General features: G+C 60.1%; 28 protein-coding genes. 15 read left to right on the plus strand and 13 right to left on the minus strand.

What is annotated here, in order from left to right:
* Position 1 precedes the first annotated feature (1 nt).
* On the minus strand, positions 2-2,512 hold the full coding sequence (locus CFE47_RS16650; protein ID WP_286838611.1) for an ABC transporter permease: 2,511 nt from the start codon (positions 2,510-2,512) through the stop codon (positions 2-4).
* Positions 2,512-3,195, minus strand: a complete 684-nt coding sequence (locus CFE47_RS16655; protein WP_286838613.1) for an ABC transporter ATP-binding protein — start codon at positions 3,193-3,195, stop codon at positions 2,512-2,514. The genes CFE47_RS16650 and CFE47_RS16655 overlap by 1 nt, the downstream gene beginning before the upstream one ends.
* A 10-nt stretch (positions 3,196-3,205) precedes the next feature.
* Between CFE47_RS16655 and CFE47_RS16660 the strand changes: the two genes are divergently transcribed.
* The 3 genes from CFE47_RS16660 to CFE47_RS16670 all read left to right on the plus strand — a co-directional run bounded on the left by CFE47_RS16660 (position 3,206) and on the right by CFE47_RS16670 (position 5,218).
* Complete coding sequence (locus CFE47_RS16660; protein WP_286838615.1) at positions 3,206-3,811, plus strand: arylesterase; 606 nt, start codon at positions 3,206-3,208, stop codon at positions 3,809-3,811.
* Positions 3,812-3,869: 58 nt separating this feature from the next.
* The gene (locus tag CFE47_RS16665) at positions 3,870-4,163 is read left to right on the plus strand and encodes a hypothetical protein (RefSeq protein WP_010211879.1); all 294 of its coding nucleotides are present in this window, start codon (positions 3,870-3,872) and stop codon (positions 4,161-4,163) included.
* An 86-nt stretch (positions 4,164-4,249) separates the two neighbouring features.
* Positions 4,250-5,218 (plus strand): L,D-transpeptidase family protein, encoded by a 969-nt coding sequence (locus CFE47_RS16670; RefSeq protein WP_286838616.1) that lies wholly within the window; start codon positions 4,250-4,252, stop codon positions 5,216-5,218.
* 135 nt (positions 5,219-5,353) lie between these two features.
* Here CFE47_RS16670 and oprI read toward each other — a convergent pair whose 3' ends face one another.
* Positions 5,354-5,605 carry an outer membrane lipoprotei OprI gene (gene oprI / locus CFE47_RS16675; protein WP_003172710.1) on the minus strand — a complete coding sequence of 84 codons (252 nt, stop codon included), beginning with the start codon at positions 5,603-5,605 and terminating at the stop codon, positions 5,354-5,356.
* 610 nt (positions 5,606-6,215) lie between these two features.
* Here oprI and CFE47_RS16680 point away from each other — a divergent pair.
* Complete coding sequence (locus CFE47_RS16680; RefSeq protein WP_003189869.1) at positions 6,216-6,497, plus strand: GNAT family N-acetyltransferase; 282 nt, start codon at positions 6,216-6,218, stop codon at positions 6,495-6,497.
* A 68-nt stretch (positions 6,498-6,565) separates the two neighbouring features.
* Here CFE47_RS16680 and CFE47_RS16685 read toward each other — a convergent pair whose 3' ends face one another.
* Complete coding sequence (locus tag CFE47_RS16685; RefSeq protein WP_185708788.1) at positions 6,566-7,642, minus strand: 3-deoxy-7-phosphoheptulonate synthase; 1,077 nt, start codon at positions 7,640-7,642, stop codon at positions 6,566-6,568.
* 132 nt (positions 7,643-7,774) lie between these two features.
* Positions 7,775-8,209: a PilZ domain-containing protein gene (locus tag CFE47_RS16690; RefSeq protein WP_185708789.1), complete on the minus strand. Its 435-nt coding sequence runs from the start codon at positions 8,207-8,209 to the stop codon at positions 7,775-7,777.
* Here CFE47_RS16690 and CFE47_RS16695 point away from each other — a divergent pair.
* The 5 genes from CFE47_RS16695 to cysB all read left to right on the plus strand — a co-directional run bounded on the left by CFE47_RS16695 (position 8,208) and on the right by cysB (position 12,119).
* Entirely contained in the window at positions 8,208-8,594 is a 387-nt protein-coding gene (locus CFE47_RS16695; protein WP_286838619.1) for a YbbN family protein, read from the plus strand. The genes CFE47_RS16690 and CFE47_RS16695 overlap by 2 nt on opposite strands.
* The gene (locus tag CFE47_RS16700) at positions 8,591-9,553 is read left to right on the plus strand and encodes a putative 2-dehydropantoate 2-reductase (RefSeq protein WP_286838621.1); all 963 of its coding nucleotides are present in this window, start codon (positions 8,591-8,593) and stop codon (positions 9,551-9,553) included. Before CFE47_RS16695 ends, CFE47_RS16700 begins: the two co-directional genes overlap by 4 nt.
* A gap of 16 nt (positions 9,554-9,569) precedes the next feature.
* Complete coding sequence (locus CFE47_RS16705; protein ID WP_286838623.1) at positions 9,570-10,487, plus strand: 5'-nucleotidase; 918 nt, start codon at positions 9,570-9,572, stop codon at positions 10,485-10,487.
* A gap of 52 nt (positions 10,488-10,539) precedes the next feature.
* Complete coding sequence (locus CFE47_RS16710) at positions 10,540-11,040, plus strand: universal stress protein (RefSeq protein ID WP_185708793.1); 501 nt, start codon at positions 10,540-10,542, stop codon at positions 11,038-11,040.
* A gap of 104 nt (positions 11,041-11,144) precedes the next feature.
* The gene (gene cysB, locus CFE47_RS16715) at positions 11,145-12,119 is read left to right on the plus strand and encodes an HTH-type transcriptional regulator CysB (RefSeq protein WP_003189876.1); all 975 of its coding nucleotides are present in this window, start codon (positions 11,145-11,147) and stop codon (positions 12,117-12,119) included.
* Positions 12,120-12,278: 159 nt separating this feature from the next.
* Here cysB and CFE47_RS16720 read toward each other — a convergent pair whose 3' ends face one another.
* Together CFE47_RS16720 and CFE47_RS16725 are read right to left on the minus strand one after the other, a co-directional pair.
* Positions 12,279-12,761 (minus strand): GreA/GreB family elongation factor, encoded by a 483-nt coding sequence (locus tag CFE47_RS16720; protein WP_185708794.1) that lies wholly within the window; start codon positions 12,759-12,761, stop codon positions 12,279-12,281.
* A gap of 5 nt (positions 12,762-12,766) precedes the next feature.
* Positions 12,767-13,135: an alpha-amylase family protein gene (locus CFE47_RS16725; protein WP_286838626.1), complete on the minus strand. Its 369-nt coding sequence runs from the start codon at positions 13,133-13,135 to the stop codon at positions 12,767-12,769.
* A 132-nt stretch (positions 13,136-13,267) separates the two neighbouring features.
* Between CFE47_RS16725 and earP the strand changes: the two genes are divergently transcribed.
* Both earP and CFE47_RS16735 read left to right on the plus strand, forming a co-directional pair.
* Positions 13,268-14,401, plus strand: a complete 1,134-nt coding sequence (gene earP / locus CFE47_RS16730) for an elongation factor P maturation arginine rhamnosyltransferase EarP (RefSeq protein ID WP_286838628.1) — start codon at positions 13,268-13,270, stop codon at positions 14,399-14,401.
* Positions 14,402-14,450: 49 nt separating this feature from the next.
* Positions 14,451-15,023 (plus strand): elongation factor P, encoded by a 573-nt coding sequence (locus tag CFE47_RS16735; protein WP_122485907.1) that lies wholly within the window; start codon positions 14,451-14,453, stop codon positions 15,021-15,023.
* A 66-nt stretch (positions 15,024-15,089) separates the two neighbouring features.
* Here CFE47_RS16735 and CFE47_RS16740 read toward each other — a convergent pair whose 3' ends face one another.
* The 3 genes from CFE47_RS16740 to CFE47_RS16750 all read right to left on the minus strand — a co-directional run bounded on the left by CFE47_RS16740 (position 15,090) and on the right by CFE47_RS16750 (position 17,258).
* A complete protein-coding gene (locus CFE47_RS16740; protein ID WP_286838631.1) occupies positions 15,090-15,509 on the minus strand; it encodes an organic hydroperoxide resistance protein in 420 nt (139 codons plus the stop codon).
* A gap of 265 nt (positions 15,510-15,774) precedes the next feature.
* Positions 15,775-16,227 carry a MarR family winged helix-turn-helix transcriptional regulator gene (locus CFE47_RS16745; protein ID WP_286838633.1) on the minus strand — a complete coding sequence of 151 codons (453 nt, stop codon included), beginning with the start codon at positions 16,225-16,227 and terminating at the stop codon, positions 15,775-15,777.
* Between the two features lie 80 nt (positions 16,228-16,307).
* Positions 16,308-17,258: a LysR family transcriptional regulator gene (locus CFE47_RS16750; RefSeq protein WP_286838635.1), complete on the minus strand. Its 951-nt coding sequence runs from the start codon at positions 17,256-17,258 to the stop codon at positions 16,308-16,310.
* A 107-nt stretch (positions 17,259-17,365) separates the two neighbouring features.
* On the opposite strand from CFE47_RS16750, the gene CFE47_RS16755 reads away from it, so the two are divergent.
* A complete protein-coding gene (locus CFE47_RS16755) occupies positions 17,366-18,115 on the plus strand; it encodes a sulfite exporter TauE/SafE family protein (protein WP_286838637.1) in 750 nt (249 codons plus the stop codon).
* On the opposite strand, the gene CFE47_RS16760 is transcribed toward CFE47_RS16755, so the two are convergent.
* A complete protein-coding gene (locus CFE47_RS16760; RefSeq protein WP_185708800.1) occupies positions 18,105-18,986 on the minus strand; it encodes a LysR family transcriptional regulator in 882 nt (293 codons plus the stop codon). The two genes, CFE47_RS16755 and CFE47_RS16760, sit on opposite strands and share 11 nt — an antisense overlap.
* Positions 18,987-19,056: 70 nt before the next feature.
* Here CFE47_RS16760 and CFE47_RS16765 point away from each other — a divergent pair, with 70 nt between their 5' ends.
* Both CFE47_RS16765 and CFE47_RS16770 read left to right on the plus strand, forming a co-directional pair.
* Positions 19,057-19,251: a DUF1127 domain-containing protein gene (locus CFE47_RS16765; RefSeq protein WP_286838640.1), complete on the plus strand. Its 195-nt coding sequence runs from the start codon at positions 19,057-19,059 to the stop codon at positions 19,249-19,251.
* A gap of 44 nt (positions 19,252-19,295) precedes the next feature.
* Positions 19,296-20,525 (plus strand): winged helix-turn-helix domain-containing protein, encoded by a 1,230-nt coding sequence (locus tag CFE47_RS16770; protein ID WP_286838642.1) that lies wholly within the window; start codon positions 19,296-19,298, stop codon positions 20,523-20,525.
* Between the two features lie 133 nt (positions 20,526-20,658).
* On the opposite strand, the gene CFE47_RS16775 is transcribed toward CFE47_RS16770, so the two are convergent.
* Positions 20,659-22,005, minus strand: a complete 1,347-nt coding sequence (locus CFE47_RS16775; protein WP_286838643.1) for a class II 3-deoxy-7-phosphoheptulonate synthase — start codon at positions 22,003-22,005, stop codon at positions 20,659-20,661.
* A 124-nt stretch (positions 22,006-22,129) separates the two neighbouring features.
* Between CFE47_RS16775 and CFE47_RS16780 the strand changes: the two genes are divergently transcribed.
* A complete protein-coding gene (locus CFE47_RS16780; protein WP_286838645.1) occupies positions 22,130-22,885 on the plus strand; it encodes a spermidine synthase in 756 nt (251 codons plus the stop codon).
* Between the two features lie 117 nt (positions 22,886-23,002).
* On the opposite strand, the gene CFE47_RS16785 is transcribed toward CFE47_RS16780, so the two are convergent.
* Positions 23,003-23,794 (minus strand): crotonase/enoyl-CoA hydratase family protein, encoded by a 792-nt coding sequence (locus CFE47_RS16785; RefSeq protein WP_286838647.1) that lies wholly within the window; start codon positions 23,792-23,794, stop codon positions 23,003-23,005.
* Positions 23,795-24,028 lie beyond the last annotated feature (234 nt).

Raw genomic sequence — 24,028 nt, forward strand, 5'->3', positions numbered from 1 at the left:
TTTAGCCTTCGCGTAGTACGGTGAGCGGGCTGGCATTGAGTGCGCGGCGCGTTCCGAACACCCCGGCTCCACCGATCAGCACCGCGCCGATGATCGGCAGCAGTAGCAACCACGGGTGAGGGTGCCAGGCCAAGTCAAACGCATAACGGTAAAGCACAAAGGTCACCAGCTCTGTTCCAAGTGCTGCGAGTAACCCACTGACGGCACCCAGCAAACCGAACTCGATGCGCCTGGCCTTGACCAGCAGCTTGCGTTCGGCACCCAGTGCACGCAGCAGTGCGCCTTGGCGTATGCGTTCATCCAAGGTGGCTTGCAGCCCGGAGAACAGCACCGCCATCCCTGCCGCCAGCACGAACAACAGCACGTACTCCACCGCTAGCGTCACTTGGGCGAGGATGCTGCGCAACTGCTCCAGCAGCGCCTCGACCTGCAGGATGGTCACCGCCGGGAACGCGCGCGACAGGTCGACGATCTGCTGGTCATGGCCAGGAGCCAGGTAGAAGCTGGTCAGGTAGGTCGCCGGCAGGTCCTTCAACGTGCCCGGTTGGAAGATCATGAAGAAGTTGGGTTGGAAGTTATCCCAGTTGATAGTTCGCAGGCTGGTGACCCGCGCTTCACGGTTTTCCCCTCCCACTGTAAACACGAGGTGGTCGTTGAGCTTGAGCTTGAGGCTTTCCGCGACCTTGGCCTCTACCGAAACGCCAGGCACCTCATCGGCCGGTTGCTGTGACCACCACGAGCCCGCTGTCAGGAGATTCCCCGGCGGCAGGTCGGCGGCCCAGGTCAGGCTCAGGTCACGCTGTACCGCGCGGTCGCCGCTGGAGTCCTTGCTGACAATCTCCTGCACCGGCTCGCCATTGATGCTGATCAACCGGCCCGGCACCACCGGATACAGTGGCGCGGACTGTGCCTGCAGTTCCAGCAGTCGGCTGCCAAAGGCTTCCTTGTCGGCTGGAAGGATGTTCAGGGCGAAATAGTTGGGTGCATCCTTGGGTAGCTGGTTTTGCCAGGTGTCGAGCAGTTCGCCACGCAGCAGTGCAATCAAGCCCATGGACAGCAGAATCAAGCCAAACGCCAGTGACTGCCCGGCGGCCGCCAACGGATGGCGCAGCAATTGACCCAGCCCAAGTCGCCAAGGCAGGGATGCGCGGGCCAGTAGGCGTCGCAAGCTTTGCAGCAATAGCAGGAGCAAGCCACCGAGGATCAGCGCCGCTACAACACCACCGCCGAGTAGGGCGAAGGTGAGCAGCAAGTCGAGGCTCAGACGCCACATGATCAGGCCCAAGGCGAACAGCGCCGCACCATAGACCATCCAGGTGCTGGAAGGGATTGGCAGCAGGTCGCGCCGCAGCACTCGCAGGGGCGGTACGCGGCCCAAGGCTGCCAATGGCGGCAAGGCGAAGCCGGCGAGGGCGACCAGGCCAGTGCCGATTCCTGCAACCGCCGGCAGCAGACCGCCTGGTGGTACGTCGGCCGGTAAAAGGTCGTGCAGGAAGTAGAACAAGCCAAATTGCGCTAGCCATCCCAGTAGGGCGCCGGCCAAGCTTGCCAACAGGCCCAGTACGCTCAATTGCAGGCTAAACAGCAACATGGCTTCGCGTCGTGACAGCCCCAGGCAGCGCAGCAGTGCACTTGCATCGAAACGGCGGGTCGCGAAACGGTTGGCGGACAATGCCACGGCCACGCCAGCCAGCAGTACCGCGACGAGACTGGCCATGTTCAGGTAGCGCTCGGCTTTGCCCAGGGCGCCGCCGATCTGCTGGTTGCCGTCCCGGGAGTCCTGCAGGCGCTGGTTGGCGGCGAGCCCGGGTTTGACCAGGTCTCGGTAGGTTTGCAGCACCGTACTGCCTTGGGGGCCACGCCACAGTTCGCGGTAACTGACGCGGCTACCGGGCTGGACGACGCCCGTAGCGTCCAGGTCCGCCAGGTTGATCATCACCCGGGGCGTAAGGCTGTAAAAGTTGCCCGCGCGGTCCGGCTCATAAGTGAGGATGCGGGCCAGGCGCAGGGTTTTCATGCCCACGTCGATGCTGTCGCCTACCTTGAGATCCAGTGCCGTCAGCAGCCGTGCCTCTACCCAGGCTTCGCCGGGTTTTGGCCCGCCCCCTGGCGTTTCATCTCCAAAAGGTGCGGCGGAGCTTTTCAGCTCGCCGCGCAGCGGGTACTGCTCGTTGACCGCCTTGATGCTGGAGAGCTGGATGCCGTTATCGGTGGCAATGACGCTGGAGAACTCCACCACGCGGGCGTGATCCAGGCCCAGTTCGGTGCCGGATTTGATTTGCTCGGGCCGGGCAGGCGAGCTGCCTTCGAGCACCAGGTCGGCGGCTAGGAACTCGGTGGCGCGCAACAACATGGCACCGTTGAGGCGTGCCCCGAAGTACCCAATGGCGGTGCTGGCGGCCACCGCCACCAGCAGGGCGAAGAACAGCACGCGCAATTCACCGGCGCGGGCATCGCGCAGCAATTGGCGCATGGCAAGACTGAACAGGCGCAACAGCGGCAAACGTGCCATCAAGGCTCCAGGGGCGCGACCATCAGGCCGGCTTCAAGGCGGATCAGGCGTCGGCAACGATGGGCCAGGCGCTCGTCGTGGGTGACCAGTACCAGGGTCGTGCCGCTCTCTTTATTGAGTTCGAACAGCAGATCGCTGATGCGCTCGCCGGTGTGGCTGTCCAGGTTGCCGGTAGGTTCATCGGCAAATAGCACGTCCGGCTCGGCAGCGAAGGCGCGGGCAATGGCCACCCGTTGTTGTTCGCCACCCGACAGTTGGCGTGGTGAGTGGGTGAGGCGTTTGCCCAGGCCCACGCGTTCCAGCAGGTGCCGGGCGCGTTCGCGGGCGTCTTTGCGACCGTCCAGTTCCAGGGGCAGCATGACGTTTTCCAATGCATTGAGGCTGTCGAGCAGTTGGAATGATTGGAACACGAAGCCTACGTGCTCGGCCCGGATGCGAGCGCGCTGGTCTTCGTCGAGGCTGCTCAAGGCTTGCCCGGCGAGGGTGACTTCGCCGCTGCTGGGCAGATCGAGGCCGGCCAGCAGGCCGAGGAGGGTGGATTTGCCGGAACCGGAGCTGCCGACGATAGCCAGGCTATCGCCCTTGTTCAGTTCCAGGCTCAGTTCGTGCAGGATAGTCAGTTCACCTTCCGCGCTGGGAACCACTTTGCTAAGGTTCCGCGCGGTGAGAATGCTTGCGCCCATGGAGAATCCGATGCGAATGTGGTTTTTGAGTGCTGGCCTGGCCTTGATGTGCATGGCCCAGAACGCAGCGGCGGGTACAGTCCTGATCGTTGGCGATAGTATCAGTGCCGGTTTCGGCCTGGATACCAGCAAAGGATGGGTCGCGCTGCTGGAGCAACGGCTCAAGAGCGAAGGTTTCGACGATAAAGTGGTCAATGCATCCATCAGTGGCGACACCAGTGCCGGAGGCCTGGCGCGGCTACCTGCGGCGCTTGCAGAGCATAAGCCGCAGTTGGTGATCATCGAGCTGGGCGGCAACGATGGCCTGCGTGGACAACCACCGGCGCAATTGCAACAAAATCTTGCTTCGATGATTGATCGCTCCAAGGCGATTGGCGCCAAGGTGCTGTTGCTGGGTATGCAATTGCCGCCCAACTACGGTCCGCGCTATACCAACGCATTTGCCGCGGTCTATGGCTCGCTGGCAGAGGAGAAACAAGTGCCGCTGGTGCCGTTTTTCCTCGAGGGTATTGGCGGTCATCCCGAACTGATGCAAGCGGATGGGCTGCACCCGGCGGTCGGCGCCCAGGGCAAGTTGCTGGAAAATGTCTGGCCGACGCTAAAACCGCTGCTATGACGCTTTTCTACCGGCAGGCTTTCGGCTAAGGTGGCGCCCCCCCGATTTGGAGCCCCTGATGTCGCGTCCTGCCTGGTCCCTGTTTAACTACCAACTGATCGAGCCGGACGAGCAGCTGGATCTGTTCGCCTGCCAGGAAGTGCGGGTGCATCTGGTGGCGCGTCAGTTGGAACTGGGCGGCTCCATCGATCGCACCTTGTGCGGCACCTTATTGCCTGCACAACCGCGGTGGTCGAGGGTCGACCGTTCGATTTTCCAGGACCAGCGCCTGTGCCCCTTGTGCCGGGCGATTCTCGAATCCCAGAAGCGTGGCACCCCGCCGATATGGCCAGAGCTGCGGTTCGAGCTGTAGTGCCCGCTACAAGCTTGCAGCTAGAAGCTTGCTTGACGTATACAATCGTTTTTTACCTACCCGTCGTTCTGCGAAGGATTTTCCGGATGTTGTCGCGCCTTTCCGTCGTCACCTGCTGCCTGTCTCTCGCTGCACTCTGTGCGGCCGGTACTGCATCAGCCTTGCAGTTGCCCTTGCCACCACCAGGTGAAGACATCGTCGGTCAGGTCCAGGTGATCAAGGCCAAGTACGAAGATACCTTTGCCGACCTGGGTACCACCTATGACCTGGGTTACTCCGAGATGGTCGCGGCCAACCCGGGTGTCGATGCCTGGTTGCCGGGGGCGGGTACTGAAATCGTGTTGCCGACGCGGTTTATCCTGCCGCCAGGCCCGCGGGAAGGCATTGTGATCAACCTTGCGGAATACCGGCTCTACTATTACCCCAAGGGCCAGAATGTGGTTTACACCTTCCCGCTGGGGATTGGTCGCGAAGGCTGGGGTTCGCCCATCGCGCATACCAGCATCATCGCGAAGACGCCGAACCCGACCTGGACTCCGCCCGCCTCGATCAAGGCCGAGCACGCCGCCAACGGCGATCCGCTGCCCAACGTGGTGCCCGCAGGCCCGGACAACCCCTTGGGACCGTTCAAGTTCACCCTGGGCACGCCGGGTTACTTGATCCACGGCTCCAACATGAAGTTCGGCATCGGTACGCGCACCAGTCACGGTTGCTTCCGCATGTTCAACAACAACGTGCTGGAAATGGCCAGCATGGTGCCGGTGGGTACGTCGGTGCGCATCATCAACGATGCCTACAAGTTCGGCAGCAGTGGCGGCAAGGTCTACCTTGAAGCGCATACGCCATTGAATGACGATGGCACGCCGTCTGTGGTCGACAAGCACACAGCGGTGATCAACGCTTTGCTCAAGCGTGAAGACCTGGCCAATAACCTGCGAGTGAACTGGGACCAGGTGCGTGATGTAGTGGCGGCGGAGGATGGCTTGCCGACCGAAATCGGCGTGCCCGGCGGTGCTCCTGTCGCCAGCAGTACGCCGATCGATCTGCAGCAGTAAGCCTGCCTCGATCAATAGCCTGTCTCAGCTCTGCGCTGCGGCGGGCTTTTTATTGCCTGGGGGATGGCAGCGAATCGCGGGCAAAAAAAAGCCGACCCATAAATGGATCGGCTTGATAACAATCCCGAGGGATTATTACTTGCGGCTAGCTTTTTCAAGCATACGCAGAGCGCGTTCGTTAGCTTCATCAGCAGTCTGTTGTGCTTTTTGAGCAGCAGCCAGAGCTTCATCAGCTTTACGGTAGGCTTCGTCTGCACGAGCCTGGGAGCGAGCTGCTGCGTCTTCAGTTGCAGTCAGACGAGCTTCGGTTTCTTTGGAGACGCTGCTGCAACCGGTAGCCAGAACTGCGGCCAGAGCCAGAGCAGAGAATTTCAGAACGTTGTTCATCGTGTTCCCCTTCAAGGACTTTCTATTAAATGGCTACTTTCTCAGAGTGAGCTGATAGCCGGCGTACATACTACTCATTACTTGTAGTAAGTAAACTGACGTAGCGCAAGAAGCAAAAAAAATTCTCGTGCCGTATCTATTTTGGCTAGTCTTCTGAAGGTTTGTATAAAAACTGTCCAATTTTTTTCAATCAGGCGAAAAATGGATAGAGGCTGAAAGGGCCAGCCTGCATGTGTCGAGCCCTGCAAGTAGATGAAAAATTATATATCCACGCTGACACTTATGCTCAGCTTGGGTTTGCCACACCCTGCATCTTTTGCGCATGTAGAGGTGACTTTAAGAGCGCCTGTTCGTCTCAAGCTTCAACTGCCGGCAATGTTCAGGCTTTCGATCATCGGTTGATCGAGGCCCTTTCTATATCTACCTGCGGCGGGGATGACGAGCGCGCCTTGAGCAATTGCAGGATTGGTGCCTACTATTCCGTACGTGCAGGTATGAGCGCTAAAGGTTTTCTCGTGGTCGAAACCGGCACGGGGTGGCGTAGATGTTCCTTCGCCGGAAAAACATCGGTAAGGTAGGGGTCAGAAACCAAGACCCGCGAGGAGTAGTGATGAGCGAGGCGTTGTCCATCCACCATGACCAGGCTGGTCATCAGTTCGAGACCAATGTGGACGGTCATCGTGCCTATCTGACCTATATGGACCTCGGTAAACAGACCCTGGATATCTATCGGACTTTCGTGCCAAACGCACTGCGGGGTCGTGGTATTGCGGCGGCATTGACCGAGGAAGCCTTGAAGTTTGCCGAAGAGGCGGGCTACACGGTGATTCCGTCCTGCTCCTATGTCGAACGCTACATGGAGCGCCATCAGCGCCATGCGGCGAAGTTGTAACGCGTCAAACCGCACCATGAAAAACGCCGGGCTTAGCCCGGCGTTTTTGTGTGCGCAATATGGCAGGCTCAGCTGCGTTTGCGCTTGGGCAACACGTCCTTGAGCTTGGCATGCATGCTGCGCAACGTATTTTCGGTTGCAGACCAATCGATGCAGGCATCGGTGATCGACACGCCGTACTGCAAGTCAGCCAAGTCTTTAGGAATCGCCTGGCAACCCCAGTTCAAATGACTCTCGACCATCAAGCCGATGATCGACTGGTTGCCTTCCAGAATCTGGTTAGCGACGTTTTCCATCACCAGCGGTTGCAGGGCCGGGTCCTTGTTGGAGTTGGCGTGGCTGCAGTCCACCATGATGTTCGGCTTGATCTTGGCCTTGGTCAGCGCCTGCTCGCACAGCGCAACGCTGACCGAATCGTAGTTGGGCTTGCCGTTGCCGCCACGCAGCACCACATGGCCGTAGGCATTGCCCTTGGTGGTGACGATGGAGACGCCACCTTCCTGGTTGATACCCAGGAAGCGGTGCGGGCTGGAGACCGATTGCAGCGCATTGATCGCTACGGTCAGGCCGCCGTCGGTGCCGTTCTTAAAGCCCACGGCCGACGACAGGCCGGATGCCATTTCGCGGTGAGTCTGGGATTCGGTGGTACGCGCGCCGATGGCCGACCAACTGATCAGGTCTTGCAGGTATTGCGGGGAGATCGGGTCCAGTGCTTCGGTGGCGGTGGGCAAGCCCATTTCAGCCAGGTCCAGCAGCAGTTGGCGACCGATGTGCAAGCCGTCCTGGATCTTGAACGAGTCGTCCAGGTACGGGTCGTTGATCAAGCCTTTCCAGCCGACGGTGGTGCGCGGTTTTTCGAAATACACGCGCATTACCAGGTACAGGGTGTCCGACACTTCTGCCGCCAGCACCTTGAGGCGCTCGGCATATTCGTGGGCAGCCTTGAGGTCGTGGATCGAGCAAGGCCCGATAACGACGAAGAGGCGGTGATCGGTGCCGTCGAGAATGTCACGGATGACTTCGCGGCCTTTGGTGACGGTCTGCAGGGCAGCGTCGCTCAAAGGGATTTCGCGCTTGAGCTGATCGGGCGTGATCAGGGTCTCGTTGGATTCGACGTTTAGGTCATTGATCGGTAAATCAGCCATCGTGTTACTCGTCAGGGTCACGGGTGCCGGCCGCCAGCGATCCCCGTGCGGCGGAGCACAGCATGATTTGAATGCCGGGGGGGAGGAACCTTAGCGCGTAACACGGGCCCGCGACAATGGGCAAAGCCCGCTTTAATCCAGTGCTGGCGCCACAAAGGCCTCATGGGAGAACTCGACCGCATGGCGCGACACCCACTCGCGGGCCAGGGCTTCGAATTGCTCGGGTGTCGGCTCAGCGTCTTCGTGCTGGCGGCAATAGCGCTCTATCCGGCATGCTTGCTCACCCATTCGCGCGCCGAACAGTGCATGTTCGTCGGTAAACGAGACGCCAATTCGGTAGCCGTGTTCCACCTTGCGGCACCAGGCCACATAACCCGGATAACGGGCGCTGGCACCCAGCGAGGGAATGTTCAGGTCAACCGCCGTACCCTGGCGCCAGGCGCGCGGCCAATGGCAGGCGATACCGCCCAGGCCGACAGTGAGCAGGCGTTGGCGGGGGATGGCAGGGGCGGGACGTTGGATTAACTCGACAGCGACATCATCAGGGTGAGGTAAAAAACGACCCATGTACACGGACTCCGAGCACCGTCCTGTTGACGGCGGTGGCAGCAGTATAGTGAAGGAACTGGAATTGACCGACCTGGATATTGACCAGCAATTGCTGGGATTGCCAGGTATTTCGCTGGTGGTGTTCACCAGTGTCGGCTGTTCCAGTTGCCGCTGGGCACGCCAACAGGTACCCGGCTGGACATTGCCGGTGGACCGAGTGTGCTGGGTGGATGCCGGGCACAATGGCGGCGCGGTCGAACGCTACCAGATCTTTCATTTGCCGGCGTTGTTCGTGGTGTGCGAGGGTCAATTCCTTGGGCAATTACAGACGCGCCTTACACCTGCCGACCTTGCCGAGGCCGTGAAACACGCACTCGCCCGTACACGAGAGGAATTGCCATGACCGCAGTTGCACCCCAGTCGCCACGCATTGGCATCATCGGCACCGGTGCCATCGGTGGTTTCTATGGCTTGATGCTGGCGCGTGCCGGCTTCGACGTACATTTCCTGTTGCGCAGCGAGTACGCAGCGGTCAGCGAGCACGGCTTGCGAGTAAATAGCACGGTGTTCGGGCCCCTGCACCTGCACCCGGTGCAAGCCTATGCCCGCGCTGCCGATATGCCACCGTGCGATTGGTTGCTGGTGGGCACCAAGTCCACGGGCAACCTGGAGCTGGCCCCAACCCTTGCCCAAGTCGCCGCGCCGGACGCCAAAGTGGTGTTGCTGCAAAACGGTCTGGACGTGGAAGACAGCCTGCGTGAACACCTGCCGCCATCGCTGCACCTGCTCGGCGGCCTGTGCTACATCGGCGTGCACCGCTCGGGGCCTGGCGTGGTCGAGCATCAGGCCCTGGGCCGGGTCAACCTGGGGTACCACAGCGGCACGGCGGCCAATGATGAAGACCGACAGAGGGCGATTGTTGAGGCGGGCGCGGCGCTGTTTCATGAGGCCGGTATCGAGTCCCAGGCCATGGCCAACGTGCATCAGGCGCGCTGGCACAAATTGGTGTGGAACGTGCCCTACAATGGCCTTTCCGTGCTATTGGGCACCGGCACCACGGCGATGATGGCGGATGAGTCCAGCCGTGAATTGATCCAGGCGTTGATGGCCGAAGTGGTGCAGGGCGCTCACGCCTGTGGCCATGAAATTCCCGCCAGCTACGCCGAACAGATGTTCGCCATGACCGAAACCATGGACGACTATCTGCCTAGCATGTACCACGATCATATTCACAAACGTCCGCTGGAACTGGCGGCGATTTACGCGCGGCCTTTAGCTGCCGCCAGAGCTGCCGGTTGTGAATTACCGCGAATACAGGCGTTGTACCAGGCCTTGAGTTTTATTGATCGGCATAACCGCTGAGTCGGGGGAGTACACCATGGCAAAGGGATTGGGCGACAAGCTGGTGCTGGCGATTTCTTCGCGCGCGCTGTTCGACCTGAGCGACAGCCACAAGGTTTATCTGGCTCAAGGCGTCGAGGCCTATCGCAAATATCAGATCGAGCATGAGGAAGAATTCCTTGAGCCCGGCGATGCTTTCCCGTTGGTCAAGAAGCTGCTGAGCCTTAACGCCAGCCTTGGTCGGGCGCGGGTCGAAGTGGTGTTGGTGTCTCGCAACAGCGCTGACACGGGCCTGCGGGTGTTCAATTCGATCCAGCATTACGGCCTGGATATTTCCCGCGCCGCTTTTGTTGGGGGGCGTAGTCCCTATCCTTATTTGGCGGCCTTTGGTTGTCATCTGTTTCTTTCGACTCATGCCGAGGATGTACGCAGTGCCCTCGATGCCGGCTTTGCTGCTGCGACGATTTTGTCGGGCGGCGCACGGCGGGCTTCCAGCGAGGAACTGCGGATTGCCTTTGACGGTGACGCGGTGTTGTTTTCCGATGAATCGGAGCGTGTGTATCAGGCGGGTGGGTTGGAAGCGTTCCAGGCCAGCGAGCGCGAGTCGGCACGCCAACCTTTGCACGGCGGTCCTTTCAAGGGGTTCCTGGCGGCGCTCAACTTGCTGCAACGCGAGTTTCCGGACGAGGCCTGCCCGATCCGCACCGCACTGGTCACCGCCCGTTCGGCGCCGTCCCACGAGCGGGTGATTCGCACGTTGCGCGAGTGGGATATTCGCCTGGATGAGTCGTTGTTCCTCGGCGGCCTGGAGAAGTCCGCGTTCCTCGAAGCCTTCGCCGCCGATGTGTTTTTCGATGACCAGGCCGGTCATTGTGAGAAAGCCAGGGAGGTGGTGGCCACCGGGCATGTGCCCCATGGCATCAGTAATGAGGTGAGGGTCAGGTCCGAGAGCTAAGTCGCTGCTAAGCTCATTTCATCTCCGCCATCCTGGCAGTCCAGGAGGTTCTATGATTCGTTCGATGTTGTACGCCACGGATCTCGGTCTGTATGCGCCTTATGTGATGCAGCACGCATTGGCGCTGGCGCGAACGTTCAAGGCGGACTTGTATGTGATCCACGTGGTCGAGCCCATCGGGCTGTTCGCCGAATCGGTGTTACAGAGCTACCTTGATGAGAAGGCGTTAAGTGAATGGCAAACCCAGGGCCTGACTACGGTCATGGCGACGATCGAGCAACGGGTGCTGGACAGCTTTCGTGAGGAATTGGAGGACGGGGAGCAAGACCTGAAATTGATTCGCTCGGTACGGGTGATCCAGGGGGACCCGTGCGAGGTGATACTCGACCAATTGCGCAAACTTTCCGTAGATCTGTTGATCGTAGGCAGTCATAGCCATGCAACGTCGGCGGCTACACCGCTGGGTCGCACCGCTGCGCGGGTGTTGCAGCTGTCTACGGTGCCGGTTTACCTGGTGCCCTCGCTACAGCGCCGACGCAGTGATGACGTGTGATGGATAAAAAACGATAAAAAGTTCTAGATTTATCCGTCGAACCTTTAATATAGTTATATACCGTCGCTGATACCCGTGGCGTCTATCTGCTTTGAGGGACACATATGAAGCTTCAACAACTGCGCTACATCTGGGAAGTGGCGCACCACGACCTCAACGTTTCCGCTACCGCTCAAAGCCTTTACACCTCGCAACCCGGTATCAGCAAGCAGATCCGCCTGCTCGAAGACGAGCTGGGTGTTGAAGTGTTCGCGCGCAGCGGCAAGCACCTGACCCGTGTGACCCCGGCTGGTGAGCGCATCATCACCACCGCTGGCGAGATCCTGCGCAAAGTCGAAAGCATCAAGCAGATCGCCCAGGAATTCTCCAACGAGAAGAAGGGCACCCTGTCGATCGCCACGACCCACACCCAGGCCCGTTATGCATTGCCTCCGGTGATCCGCGATTTCATCAAGCAATACCCGGACGTGGCGCTGCACATGCATCAGGGTTCGCCGATGCAGATCGCCGAGATGGCCGCAGACGGCACCGTGGATTTCGCCATTGCCACCGAGGCCCTGGAGTTGTTCGGCGACCTGGTGATGATGCCGTGCTACCGCTGGAACCGTTGCGTGGTTGTGCCGCAAGGTCACCCATTAGCCAAGCTGCCGAAGCTGACCCTGGAAGCCCTGGCCGAATACCCGATCGTGACTTACGTGTTTGGTTTTACTGGCCGTTCCAAGCTCGACGAAGCGTTCAGCCATCGAGGCCTGACACCGAAAGTGGTGTTTACCGCAGCCGACGCCGACGTGATCAAGACTTACGTGCGCCTGGGCCTTGGCGTGGGGATCGTCGCCAAGATGGCGGTGGACACCAACCTTGATAAAGACCTGGTGGTACTCGACGCCAGCGAGCTGTTCGAGTCCAGCGTGACCAAGATCGGTTTCCGTCGCGGCACGTTCCTGCGTGGCTTCATGTGCGACTTCATCGAGAAATTCGCGCCGCACCTGACCCGTGAAGTCATGGCCAAAGCGATCCAGTGCCACAACAAACAGGAACTGGAAGAACTGTTCGACGGCGTAGAATTGCCTGTCCACTAAGGCTCGTGTAGTGAGCGGGCTTGCCCCGCGCTGGGGGGCGAAGCCGCCCTAAATCCAGGCACCGCGGTGTTTTAGGATTACCGAAGTTATTTGGACTCGGGGCGGCTTCGCCCCCCAGCGCGGGACAAGCCCGCTCACTACAAGTGCGTCAGCAGTGGCTTACTTGGCCTCGGTAACCGTAAATAGTTGCCGAGCGCCTGCCACCAGAATCTCCACCTCATCCCCTTCGAACTTGCCCAGCAAGCCTTTGCCCAAAGGTGAGCGCGGGGTGATGACGGTCACTGGCTGCCCGACCACATCCACTTTCAAACCCGCCGCATCCGGTGCCAGGAACAGCCACTGCTGGCGACCGTTTTCATCCTCCAGGCCCAGTAGCGCGCCGACCTCTATCCCTCGCTGATCATCGTATGCACGCAGTTGCAGGTTCTGGCACAGCGCTAGCGCTTGCTTGATTTCCTCGACGCGCTTGGCTTGGCCGGCGGCGAGGTACGAAGCCTCCAGCCCCAGGGTGTCGTATTTGTTTTCCGCGATGTTTTCTTCGTGGGTCGCGGTTTCGTAGGCGGTCTGCGCGGCGCGTTGGGCGATGTCGAGGTCGACGGTGAGCTTTTCCAGAATCAACTGGTGGACGGCGTGTTTATTCATGGTCATCAATCGCAGAATTGCAGGACATTGGCCCGGGTCTTTTCGTTGGGGGCGTTCTGGTCCTGTTGCAGCCAGAACTGGCACTTTGGGTTGGACTGGTTGCGCGCGTTGCTGCGGGCCTGGTCCAGGGTTTGCTGCTGTTCCTGTTTACGCAGCTTCTCTTGGTATTGCTCGAACAAGCGGTTGGGTGGTTCAGGCGCAACCACCGCAGGCGTGCCCAGTTGCTCAACCGCTTGGGCCACCGGTGCCAGGCTTTGCGGGAACAGATAGCGCGACGCCAGCCAAGTGGTCAGCGCGATGGCGATAAACCCCAGCCACACGCCCAGCGCGATGGCGATACAGAGCTTGAGCAGCGACAACGGACGATCAGACATGGCGGCCTCCTGGCAGGCATTTGCGGCGTGGCGGCGATTGTCGCACAGCCACCGTGCAGAATAATCGCGATCAAGCCTTCTGCATCGGCGCATTTATGCGGACAATCGAGCCTTTGAGTGATGGAGCCCGGAATGAAAGCCCGCTGGGATATTTTTTGCAGCGTCGTCGACAATTACGGCGACATCGGCGTGACCTGGCGTTTGGCTCGCCAATTGGTGGCGGAGCATGGATGTGAAGTGCACTTGTGGGTCGATGACCTGCGCGCCTTCGAGCGTATGTGCCCCGAAATCGATGTGCAGGTGCATCTGCAATGGCAGGAAGGTGTCGAAGTGCGGCACTGGCCGGCCGACTGGGTAAGCGCGCCGGCGGCGGATGTGGTGATCGCCGCCTTCGCGTGCCAGCTGCCGCCCGATTATATGGAAGCCATGGCCGACCGCGAACGCGTGCCGCTGTGGATGAACCTGGATTACCTGAGTGCCGAAGACTGGGTGGTGGGCTGCCACCGCCTGCCATCGGTGAAGTTCAAGGGCGTGCAGAAGTACTTCTTCTTTCCCGGTTTCCGGCCCGGCACGGGCGGCCTGTTGCGGGAGGCGGGGTTGTTGGAACAGCGCAGGGCGTTTCAACAGGATGGGGCTGCGCAGCGACAGTTCCTGCAAACCCTGGGCGTGTTTCCTGACGACGGCGCGCGCTTGATCTCGCTGTTTGCCTACGAAAATGCCGGGCTCGCCGGTTGGTTGGACGTGTTATCGACGGACGGGCGTGCCACTCATCTATTGGTGCCGGAGGGGCGCATCCTCGGTGATGTGGAGCGTTGGCTCGGTGTCGAGGGGTTGATGGCGGGGGACGTCCATCAGCGCGACGCCCTGACTGTGCAGGTGCTGCCATTTGTGCGCCAGGAACAATATGACCGCGTGTTGTGGTGCTGCGACTTCAACGCGGTGCGCGGCGAAGACTCGTTCGTGCGTGCCCAATGGGCTGGGCGGCCGCTGTTGTGGCACATCTATCGCCAGGACGAGGATATCCACCTCGACAAGCTCGATGCATTCCTTGAGTTGTATACGGCGGCCTTGTCGCCAGCCGCCAGAGCAGCGCTGGTCGCGCTTTGGCAAGCCTGGAATACGGACGGCGATATGGCACAAGGGTGGAAAATGCTCCTGGAACACTGGCCAGAGGTGAGCCAGCACGCTGAAAACTGGTGTCTGGAACAGGCCTTGCAGGCCGATCTTGCGACGGCGCTGGTACAGTTTTATGAAAGTTGGATATGATACGCCACCTTGATTTTTGTAAATCCCATCCAAATTTCGGATATATGCAATGAAAACTGGTAAAGAACTGAAACCCGGTACAGTGATCCGTCTCGAAAACGACCCTTGGCTGGTTCAGAAAGCTGAGTTCACCAAGTCTGGTCGTAACAGCGCAATCATGAAGACCAAGCTGAAGAACCTGCTGACCGGTTACAAGACCGAGATCGTTTACAGCGCCGACGACAAACTGGACGACGTGATCCTCGACCGCAAAGAAGCGACCCTGTCCTTCATCAGCGGCGACACCTACACGTTCATGGACACCACCGACTACACCATGTACGAGCTGAACGCTGAAGATATCGAAGCCGTTCTGCCGTTCGTTGAAGAAGGCATGGAAGACGTCTGCGAAGCTATCTTCTTTGAAGATCGCCTGGTTTCCGTAGAGCTGCCGACCACTATCGTGCGTCAGGTTGACTACACCGAAGGTTCGGCTCGTGGCGACACTTCTGGCAAGGTGATGAAGCCTGCCAAGCTGAAAAACGGTACCGAACTGGCCGTTGCAGATTTCATCGAAATCGGCGACCTGATCGAGATCGACACCCGTGAAGGTGGTTCGTACAAAGGCCGCGCCAAGAAGTAATTCTGGCCCCGCCGATACGAAAAAAACCCGACTCTGAGTCGGGTTTTTTTATGCGCGTCTGTTTGATCAGACGGTTACGTGCAGGCGTACATCGACGTTGCCACGGGTGGCGTTGGAGTACGGGCACACCTGGTGAGCGGCGTCGACCAGGCTCTGTGCGTCGTCCTGATCCAGGCCCGGCAGGCTGATGTGCAGGTCGATGTCCAGGCCGAAACCGCCGGGGATTTGACCGATGCCAACGTGGGCAGTGATCGAAGCGTCATCCGGGATCTTGCGTTTGGTCTGGCTGGCCACGAATTTCAGCGCGCCGATAAAGCAGGCCGAGTAGCCAGCGGCGAACAGTTGCTCAGGGTTGGTGGCATGGCCACCAGCGCCACCCAGTTCCTTGGGGGTAGAGAGTTTGACATCGAGGATGTTGTCGCTGGAAACGGCGCGACCATCACGGCCGCCGGTTGCGGTAGCTACTGCTGTGTAGAGAGTTTGCATGGTGTGGTCCTCTTGGGTGTGTAGTGCTAAATGTTTGCGCGCTAAGTAGTTGGTGAGATGAATGTATAGCGCTAATGTTTAGTGCGCAAGATAAATTTACACATTATTTAGCGATGCGCGGTTTCTAATACGCCACAAAACACAATGTGGGAGCTGGCTTACCTGCGATGGCGGTTTCTCAGTCACAGTCTTTGGTGACTGTCACACCGCTATCGCAGGCAAGCCAGCTCCCACATTTGAGATAGTTGCTGGCCGCGCTACTGTGTCAGACGCTTGCTTGCAGGTTACTGCGCAACGCAATCAAATCAGCCTGCAGCTTGCGCAGTTGCTCCAGCTCCAAACCGCTGGCCCCCAGAATGCACTGCGGAATCCCCATGGCCTTATCCTGCAAAGCACGCCCGGCATCCGTCAATTCCACCACCACCACCCGCTCATCCTCACGGCTGCGGGTGCGGCTCAACAGACCTTCAGCCTCCAAACGCTTGAGCAGCGGGGTCAGTGAGCCCGGATCCGTCAGTAGGCGGCTGCTGATTTCACCGACGGTCAACCCGTCCTCTTCCCACAGCACCATCATGGCCAAGTACTGCGGATAGGTCAGGCCAAGGGCCTGCAGCAGCGGTTTGTAGACCTTGGTCATCAACAACGACGTGGAGTGCAGGGCGAAACACAACTGGTTGTCCAGCATCAGGGATTCGCAGGGGGCGGGATTCTTGCTCATGGCGGTACCTCGGGAAAGCGTGTCTGGGCTGGAATCTAGCGGGCAAATGTTTAATGCGCCAGACAATTCTGCCCGGCCAGTCAGGCCAGGCCGCTTTGCAATGCCAGATCCCAGGGCGGTATTGGGCTGAAACGGGATTTCAGGTACTCCAGTAACAACCGACTACGGGCGTTCGGCTGTTGCTCGAGGCGCAGCGCATAGATGCCGGTGGTCTCCGGACTGGGCAGCCCGTCTTCGCAAAACAGTGGCAACAGTTCGCCGCGCACCAGGTATTCACTGGCCAGCCAGGTGGGGAGGTGGGCGATGCCCAGCCCGGCGAGGGCTCCTGACAGCAAGGCTTCGGCATTGTTGGCGCTCATGCGGATGCGTTGCGGACGGTAGGTGGCGCGGCGCCCATCCAACTCGAAGCGCCAGGCGAACATCGGGGCCAGGCCGTCCCAGTCGAGGCCGTCATGCTCACTGAGTTCGCGCGGGTGAGTCGGAGTACCCCGGCTTTTCAGGTAGGCCGGGCTGGCACAGGCGATGCGTACGATGCTGGCCAGAGGGGTGGCGATCAGCCGAGTGTCGACGATATGCCCGGCACGCAGTACCAAGTCGACTTTACCCAGATGCGCGCCCTGCATGTCCACAAAGCTGTCGATCAAGTGCAAGTGCACATCCAGGCCCGGGTACACGTTGAGGAAGTCCGCAATCACCGGCGCCAGGTGGCGCCGGCCAAATGCTGCCGGTGCGTCCACCCGGATCAAGCCTTCCGGCGCATGGCTCAAGGACACGGCTTCGGCACGTGCCAGTTGCAGCTCGCTGACAATCCGTCGTGCGCGTTCGGCAAACGCCAGGCCTGACGGGGTCGGGACTACTGCGTGGGTACTGCGCTGGAACAGCCGGCTGCCCACCGAACCTTCCAGGCTGTCGATCCGCCGTGCTACCGCCGAAGGGGTCAACGGATGGCGACGCGCGGCGGCGGAAAAGCTGCCCGTTTCAAGTACATCGAGAAACAGGCTCAGTTGATCGGTCAGGGTATTGGGGTTCATGGCGCACGCTTATGCGAGATTGGCACAGCCATTGTGCGTTGCTGTGCGTTTCCACGCTATAGCCGACTGCGTAGCATGCAGGTCTTGGGTGAGTGGAGCAGTGAAAAGTGTTGGATTTAGCGTTGTACCTGGTATTGGGTGTGGCCTTGGGCACCGTGGGTGGCCTGTTCGGGATTGGCGGCGGGCTGATCGCGATCCCAGTGCTGGGGGTATTTTTCGGCCTGGACCAGCAGATCGCCCAGGGCACCGCGTTGGTCATGGTGGTGCCTAACGTGATGTTGGCGCTGTGGCGTTATCATCAGCGTAATCACATTTACCTGCGCCACGCACTGCCGCTGGGCGTCATGGGTTTCAGCTTCGCGTGGTTGGGCTCGATCTGGGCGGTGGGCCTGGATGCGGGCTTGATGCGCATCGGTTTTATCGCCTTCCTCATGGCGCTGTCGGCCTACAACCTGTTGCGCATGTTCACCCGTAACGCGCCGCCCACCGCCGAAATGCGCTACTCCTGGCCATGGCTCGGTGTGCTCGGTGCGGCGTCCGGGTCCATGGGCGGTTTGTTTGGCGTGGGCGGCGCGGTGATCGCCACGCCGGTGCTGACCAGCCTGTTCGGTACCACACAAGTGGTTGCCCAAGGTTTGTCCTTGGCGCTGGCACTGCCGAGCACTGGCGTGACGCTCGTGACCTATGCCTGGCACCACGAGGTGGACTGGTTGATCGGCGCGCCCCTCGCGGTGGGCGGCCTGCTCAGTATCAGTTGGGGCGTGAAAGTCGCCCACGCTTTGCCGGAGCGGACCTTGCGCGGCCTGTTCTGCGCGTTCCTGATGGTGTGTGCGGTGATGCTGACGTTTAAAGTTTGAAGCCTTCGACGATGTACTCCGCCAGGCAATCGGTGATTGGCGAAGCAATCCCAAGGTTGCGCAGCAAGCGCAGATTCATCGACGGCAGTGGCGGGAAGCCCTCATCGCGACCGAGTACCCGCAGGTCTGGAGTCACCAGGCTTTCCATGCTGACCATCACTGCCAGGCCCGCGCTCACTACCGCCTGGATCGCCGCTCCGTTGGAGCTGTGATAGGCCAGGCGATAATCGCGCCCAGCCATCTCCAGTGCGGTACGTGCCCACTGGGTGTAGAGGCAGTCTGCGCCGGAAATCGCCAGGGGCAGTGCATCGTGCTCGTCCACGCAGAAGCTCGGCGCGGCGGCCCACACCATGCGCTCGGTGCGCAATAGTTCGCCGATATCATTGCCGGGCTCGCGGCTGATTACGGTCAGCGCCAGGTCGCGTCGCTGCATCAGCACGGTGGAGGCCTCGCAGTGCATTTCGATCTGGATCAGCGGATACGCCTTGGAAAACTGCTTGAGAATCCCCGGCAGGAAACGCATCACGTAGTCGTCCGGCGTGCCGATGCGCACCAGGCCCACCATATGCGGCTCGCGCAGGGTGTTAAACACTTCGCTGTGCAATTTCAGGATGCGTCGCGCATAGCCCAACAACACTTGGCCTTCGGGTGTCAGCCGCACCTGGCGGCCATCACGTTCGAACAGTTTACGCTGCAGTACGTCTTCCTCCAGGCGCTTCATCTGCATGCTCACCGCCGATTGGGTGCGGTTCACCAGTTCGCCAGCGCGGGTGAAACCGCCCTGATCGGCGATGGCGACGAAGGTACGCAGCACTTCAGTGTCGATGCTCGGGAAGCTGGTCAATTGATCAATCTCTGAGATGTATTGCATAAGAAACATTCGTTGGATTGATCTTAAGCGCCGGCACACACTTGTGCCATCCCCACGGGAGGGCGAGAAGATGAAAGGTCAACGTGGTTTTGTATTAGTGGCCAAGCGGCCGTTTTCCAGGGTGCTCAATGCACTGTGCCGCTGGCATGAGCGCCAATTGCTGGTGAATTTGAGCGACGATGCACTCAAGGATATTGGGCTCAATCGGGTCGATGTGGAGCACGAGCGTCGCCTGCCCGTGTGGCAAGACCCCCTGCGAAAGTGACTCGGATGCAGTAGGGTAGACGGCGAGCCCACCCGGAGAATTCCATGCCCGCCGATCTGTCTTTCTCACTCAAGCAAGCTCGACGCATGGCGCTGGCGGCCCAGGGATTTTCCGGGCGCCAGGCGCCGGCACAGATAAAAGCCGCGCACCTTAACCGCTTGATCGAACGCCTAGGTGTGTTGCAGATCGACTCAGTCAATGCGGTGGTGCGCTCCCACTATTTGCCACTGTTTTCCCGCTTGGGCAATTATTCTCCCTTGATGCTTGAACAGGCCGCCTGGAGCCAGGGCCGACGGCGTTCGTTGTTCGAATACTGGGGGCATGAGGCCTCGTTGTTGCCGATGGCGCTGTACCCGCTGATGCGCTGGCGCATGGAGCGAGCCAAGCAAGGGCTGGGGATTTATTCGCAGATGGCGCGCTTTGGGCGTGAGCAGCAGGCCGTGATTGGGCGCGTATTGAAGACTGTCGAGCAGCAAGGCGCTTTGGGGGCGGGAAGCTTGTCCACCCGCGAAGAACGCGCCGGTACGTGGTGGGATTGGAGCGATGAAAAGCACGCGTTGGAATGGTTGTTTGCCGCAGGTTTGGTGACCGTGGCCGGTCGGCGTGGGTTTGAGCGCCTATATGATTTGCCGGAGCGAGTAATCCCCGGCGAGTTTCTGCACGCCTCTCTAGATGAGGCGCAGGCACAGCGCGGTTTACTGCTGCACAGTGCCACTGCATTGGGTGTGGCCGTTGAAAAAGACTTGCGTGATTACTTCCGCCTGGACCCCGCCGACAGCCGCAATCGCTTGGCTGAGCTGGTAGAAGACGGGCAGTTGCTGACCTGCCAGGTCCAGGGTTGGAAGCAACTGGCGTATTGCCTGCCCGAGCCGAAAGTGCCGCGCAAGGTGCCGGCCAGCGCGTTGCTGTCGCCGTTTGATTCGCTGGTCTGGGAGCGCAGCCGCACCGAGCGTCTGTTTGATTTTCGTTACCGGTTGGAGATCTACACCCCGCAAGACAAGCGGGTCTATGGCTACTACGTGCTGCCGTTTTTGCACAACGAACGAATCGCCGCCCGCGTCGACTTGCGCGCCGAACGTGCCAATGGATGTTTGGCGGTGCATGCGGTGCATGAAGAAGAGCCGGGGCTGGATGAGGAGGGGATGGTGGCGTTGGCGTTGAATTTGCGGCAGATGGCGGCTTGGCTGGGGTTGGAGCGGGTGCAGCTTAATTGCCAGAGGGTGAGTGCCGATCGGTTGAGAGGGGCAATGCTTAATTTGGATGTTGATCTCTAGGGCCTCTTCGCGAGCAAGTCGAATCGTCGCACCGCCGCTCCCACCTTTGAACGTATTCACAAATCAAAATGTGGGAGCGGCGGTGCGACGATTCGACTTGCTCGCGAAGGCGTCAGTACAGGCAACTCAAATGTCAGCGTTTAACCTGCTTCAACGTCTCGGCAATCAAAAACGCCAATTCCAGCGACTGGTCAGCATTCATCCGCGGGTCACAGTGCGTGTGATACCGGTCCGACAAGCCATCTTCAGTGATCGGTCGCGCGCCACCGATGCATTCGGTGACATTCTGCCCGGTCATCTCGATATGAATCCCGCCAGCGTAGCTGCCCTCGGCCTGGTGCACCTGGAAGAACTCCTTCACTTCGCCAAGAATCTGCGCAAAGTCGCGAGTCTTGTAGCCGCTGCTGGCCTTGATGGTGTTGCCGTGCATCGGGTCGGAGCTCCATAGCACCTGCTTGCCCTCGCGCTGAACAGCACGAATCAGGCCCGGCAGGTGGTCGCCAACCTTGCCTGCGCCCATGCGCGCGATCAGGTTGAGGCGGCCGGGATCGTTGTCCGGGTTGAGGATGTCGATCAGGCGGATCAGGTCCTCGGGGTTCATGCTCGGGCCGACCTTGACGCCGATCGGGTTGTTCACCCCGCGCAGGAACTCGACATGGGCGCCATCCAACTGGCGGGTACGGTCGCCGATCCACAGCATGTGGGCCGAGCAGTCGTAGTAGTCGTTGGTCAGGCTGTCACGGCGTACAAACGCTTGCTCATAGTTGAGCAGCAGCGCTTCGTGGGCCGTGAAGAAACTGGTTTCGCGCAATTGCGGCGAGCTGTCCATGCCACAGGCGCGCATGAACGCCAGGGTTTCGTCGATGCGGTCGGCCAGTTGGCTGTATTTCTCGGCCAAGGCGGAGTTGGCGATGAAGTCCAGGTTCCATTTGTGCACCTGGTGCAGGTCGGCGAAACCGCCCTGGGCAAAGGCGCGCAACAGGTTCAGGGTGGCGGTGGACTGATGGTAGGACTGCAGCAGGCGGTCCGGGTCCGGTACACGGCTTTTTTCATCGAAGCCAATACCGTTGACGATATCGCCACGGTAGGCGGGCAGGGTGATGCCGTCGATGGTTTCGTCGTTGGCCGAGCGCGGCTTGGCGAACTGACCGGCCATGCGCCCGACTTTCACCACCGGGCAGCCGGCGGCAAACGTCATCACGATGGCCATCTGCAGCAGCACCTTGAAGGTGTCGCGGATTTTGGCGGCGGAGAACTCGGCAAAACTCTCGGCGCAGTCACCGCCCTGCAACAGGAAGGCGCGACCCTGGGTCACTTCGGCGAACTGGCGGCGCAATTCACGCGCTTCCCCGGCAAACACCAGCGGCGGGTAGCTGGCCAGGCTTTGCTCCACGTGCAGCAAATGCGCAGCGTCCGGGTACTGGGGTTGTTGCTGGATCGGCAGGGCGCGCCAGCTGTCGGGGCTCCAGGGTTGGCTCATCATGAACTCGATAGGGTAATGGACGGTTGGGCGCCAATGTTATCAGCAATTAGTGCGTGACCTGCTGCTGCCGGTTGGCCGACAATCGCGGCTTTGCCATACAGCAACCCCGTTAGGAGCAGTGATGACAGAGGAGCGTGTCGAGCGCCTGCTGGCCGAGGTCCACGACGACTTCGGCATGATCCGTGTGCTCGAAGTGGCCGATTACCGGTTTCTCGAATTCGGCGACGCCATTGAGCAGAGCTGCGTGTTTACCGCAGACCCTAGCTGGCTGGAATACGACTACACCCGCGCCATGTTGATTGGTGCGCTGTGCCACGAGCAGCCCGAAAGTGCGCTGTTTCTCGGCCTGGGTGCAGGTACGTTGACCCAGGCGTGCCTCAAGTTTCTGCCGCTGGACGATGTGGAAGCTATTGAGCTGCGCCCAGATGTGCCGCGCCTGGCCATCGAATACCTGGGGTTGGATGACGACCCTCGGCTGTACATCCGCATTGGCGACGCCCTGCAGTTGCTGGACACCGCTGAGTCGGCCGACCTGATTTTCGTCGACCTGTATACGGACGTCGGCCCGGGCGTCGGGCACTTGGCCTGGACCTTTCTTGAAAACTGCCAGAAAAAGCTCAACCCCGGTGGCTGGCTGGTGATCAACCAGTGGGCTACCGACGACGGCAAACCGTTGGGGGCGGCGTTGTTGCGTGGGTTGTACCACCGGCATTACTGGGAGTTGCCGGTGAAGGAGGGCAATGTGATTTTGCTGGTGCCTTCGGAACTGGATCAGAGGCTGGACCTGGAGGGGCTTTCGGCGCGTGCCGAGGCCTTGGCGCCGCGGTTGGGGTATTCGTTGCAGTCGTTGATCAAGGCGATTCGGCCGGCGACCTAGTTACCTGATCTGACGCCATCGCGGGCAAGCCCGCTCCCACAATTGGACCGCATTTTCCCTGTTGAAAGGCATTCCCCTGTGGGAGCGGGCTTGCCCGCGATGGCGTCATCAAGTCGATCAAATACCTTTGAACACTCCGGGCCGCTTCTCGACCATCGCCCGCACTCCTTCCTTGGCGTCCTCGCTGTTCAGCAGTTTATCCACCATCGGCGGCAATGCCGCAGCCGCCACAGTTTCCCCTTCCATTCGCGCCAGCCGTGCCGACATCAATGTGGCCTGCACCCCGAGCGGTGCCTGACGCGCAATACGGTTGGCCAACTCGACGGCGCGGGGCAGGAGGTCTTCGCTGGCCATCACTTCCTGCACCAGGCCCAGGCGCAATGCCTCGTGTGCATCGAACTCATCACCGGTCAGCAACCAGCGCATCGCATTGCCCCAGCCGGCGATCTGATGAAAGCGCAATGTCGCACCGCCAAACGGAAAGATCCCACGCTGTACTTCCATCTGCGCAAAACGCGTATTGCTCGCGCAGAGGTTGATGTCCGCCGCCAGCATCAGCTCGATACCAATGGTCAGGCAGTAACCCTGGGCGGCGATGATCACCGGCTTGCTCACCCGAGGGCCGGCAAACACGCCCCATGGATCGCACCCGCCCAAGGGAGGTTGCCAGCCGCTGGCCATCACGGCACTGACGTTGGCCAGGTCCAAGCCGGCGGTAAAGTGCTCTCCGTGGGCAAATACCACGGCAACACGCGCCTCGTCAGTTCGATCAAATTCGCCATAGGCCAGGCTCAGCTCGTTGAGCAAATCCAGGTCGAAAGCATTGCGCTTGGCCACCCGATCCAAGCCCAACAGCAGGACATGGCCTTGTAACTCACGGCTGACGCGACTGCTGGTGGCTTCATTCATCGGGTGTGCCCTCGGGCGCGGGGAAGGATTTCGGACCAAAGGTCTCAAGGGTTAGGTGAATCGTTTAAGCGTTATGGCCAACAGGGCCGGGCCTTTGAAAAATAGACCTTGCCGCTGCTATCTGCAAAGACTGTGATGCAGCGCGGTTTATCGGTGCTTTCCGATAAAAAAAGCTCCCTTTTTCAGGTATTTCCGGTATAGTGCGCGCCGGCCTTTAACCGGGCCGCGTTTAGG

Origin of the sequence: Pseudomonas sp. PGPPP1, from assembly GCF_002255865.1 — a bacterium.
In the GTDB taxonomy this organism is placed as follows: Bacteria; Pseudomonadota; Gammaproteobacteria; order Pseudomonadales; family Pseudomonadaceae; genus Aquipseudomonas; species Aquipseudomonas cremoris.